Source organism: Candidatus Dependentiae bacterium (assembly GCA_018897535.1).
Lineage (GTDB): Bacteria > Babelota > Babeliae > Babelales > UASB340 > UASB340.
Map to the genome: position 1 here is coordinate 1 of JAHIKO010000049.1, position 2,235 is coordinate 2,235.

A 2,235-nucleotide genomic window follows, 5' to 3' on the forward strand; every position below is an offset into this window, starting at 1 on the left:
GAAAAAGAAGATTTAGAATTTATAGCACGCTTGGCAGAAGTTATTAAATTATCTAAAAATAACACAAGCAAGAATATGGGATTAATAATATTAAATGAATTATTAAAAACTATTAATAATGGTTCAAATGAAGTCTTTGGCGAATTGGAAAATTCTGAAATTAGATATCCTATTTATAGAAATAGTGATGAAAGTGTTTTACCTATAAATAAAGATAATTTTGAAGAAGTTATAAAATTATTACGTGAAAATTCTGATTATCTTTGGGATTAAAAGTAATTTATGATTTTAGGTATTGGCACAGATATAGTTAAAATTTCTAGATTTAATTCTTGGATAAATTTTTCAAAAGAACAATTTTTAACAATTTTTACTGAACAAGAATTGCAAGATATTTTTATAAAAGAAAAATTAAATATATCTGTTTTGGCTTCCCGCTTTGCAGCAAAAGAAGCATTTTACAAAGCATTTAGTGCTGCTCTTGTAAAACTAGATTTAAATAAAAAAGAATTTTTATTTTTATTTACTTGTAAAAATATTGAAGTAATAAAACCTGAATGGGGTGTGCCAATACTTAAAATTAATTATTCTGCTTTTGAAGATAAACTTGGTGTTAAATTACCAAAATTAAATGTTGATATTTCTATTTCTCATGAAAAAGATTTTGCAGTTTCTTTCGTTATAATTTCTAATAATTAATTTTCTTGAATTAATTAAATTTATTTATTTAATATCTTTTGTTTAGCTAATAAAAAAATTATTAAATTTGGATTTTACATGGCAAATAAAAGATTAGGAAATATAATTTCAGGATCGTTAAGCGAAGGTTTTGTAATGCGTCTTGATCCGAATTCCAATCTTGAAGATGTAAAAACAGGTAAATTTGTTTCCATAAAGGGAAAAAATTATACATTTTTTTCTCTAATTACAGATCTAGAATTACAAGTTACAAATCCTGAAATATTACTTTTTCCGCCGCAAGAAGATGAAAATCTTTTATTGGATATTTTAAAACAAAGAGATATTTATACAAAAGTATCTTTACGCCCAATGTTAATGCTTGATAAAGAAAATAATAGGTTGCCGGTAAAAACTATACCTGCACATTTTGCGGATGTTTTTGATGCAAACGCAAAAGATGTAGCATTAATTTTTGGTGAAGAAAAAGAAGATAAAAAATATTTTAATATCGGTTCGCCTTTGGATATGAATACTCCTGTTTGTATAAATTTGGATCTGTTTACAGAAAGAAGTAATGGTATTTTTGGAAAAACCGGAACCGGAAAAACTTTTATTACACGTTTAATTCTTGCAGGACTTGTAAAATCTGAACGTGCTGTAAATTTAATTTTTGATATGCACTCTGAATATGGTTTTCAGGCAAGAAAGGAAGGTGTTGGTCAATCTTTTGTAAAAGGTTTAAAAACATTATTTCCAGAGCGTGTAGCCATATTTTCTCTTGATCCTGATTCGACTCGAAAACGTGGATGTGCTGCAGATGTAGAAGTTTTTTTAAGTTATCAAGATATAAGTGTTGAAGATATTGCAAGTTTGCAATCGGAACTTAATTTACATCCTACAGCACTGGAAGCGGCATATCTTATTTATGGTAAATATAAAAGAGATTGGTTGTCGGTTCTTTTGGATCAAGGTGAAACTTTAAAAGAGTTTGCCGCTGCAGTCGGAGCACATGCTGAATCCATAGGCGCTTTGTATAGAAAATTAAAAAGACTTGAGCGATTTAATTTTCTAAAAAAAGAAATAATTAAAGATTCTGTTATTGAAAAACTTATTACATATTTGGATAGAAATATAAATATAGTTTTGGAATTTGGAAATAATACATCAATGCTTTGTTATCTTTTAGTCGCAAATATTATTACAAGAAAAATTCATAAAATTTATATAGAAAAAACTGAAAAATTTTTATCTACACAAAAAAAAGAAGATGAGCCGGTAAGACTTATGATTACAATTGAAGAGGCACACAAATTTTTAAATCCAATTGCAGCAAAACAAACAATATTTGGCAATATTGCACGCGAGATGCGTAAATATTATGTTTCGTTATTGGTTGTGGATCAACGCCCATCCGGTATAGATGATGAAGTTATTTCCCAAATTGGCACAAAAATTGTAGCTCTTTTAAATGATGAAAAAGATATTCAGGCGGTGCTTACAGGAGTTGCAAATTCTTCAGGATTAAGATCAATTTTGGCAACACTTGATACAAAA

General features: G+C 27.8%; 2 protein-coding genes and 1 pseudogene. All 3 read left to right on the top strand.

Going from position 1 to position 2,235, the window contains the following annotated elements; genetic code table 11:
• On the top strand, nt 1-273 hold a 273-nt coding region (locus KKE07_02945; protein ID MBU4269812.1), incomplete at its 5' end, for a hypothetical protein.
• A gap of 9 nt (nt 274-282) precedes the next feature.
• Nucleotides 283-699, top strand: a pseudogene (gene acpS, locus KKE07_02950) (holo-ACP synthase).
• Between the two features lie 78 nt (nt 700-777).
• A partial coding sequence (locus KKE07_02955) for a DUF87 domain-containing protein (protein ID MBU4269813.1) occupies nt 778-2,235 on the top strand: 1,458 nt, incomplete at its 3' end.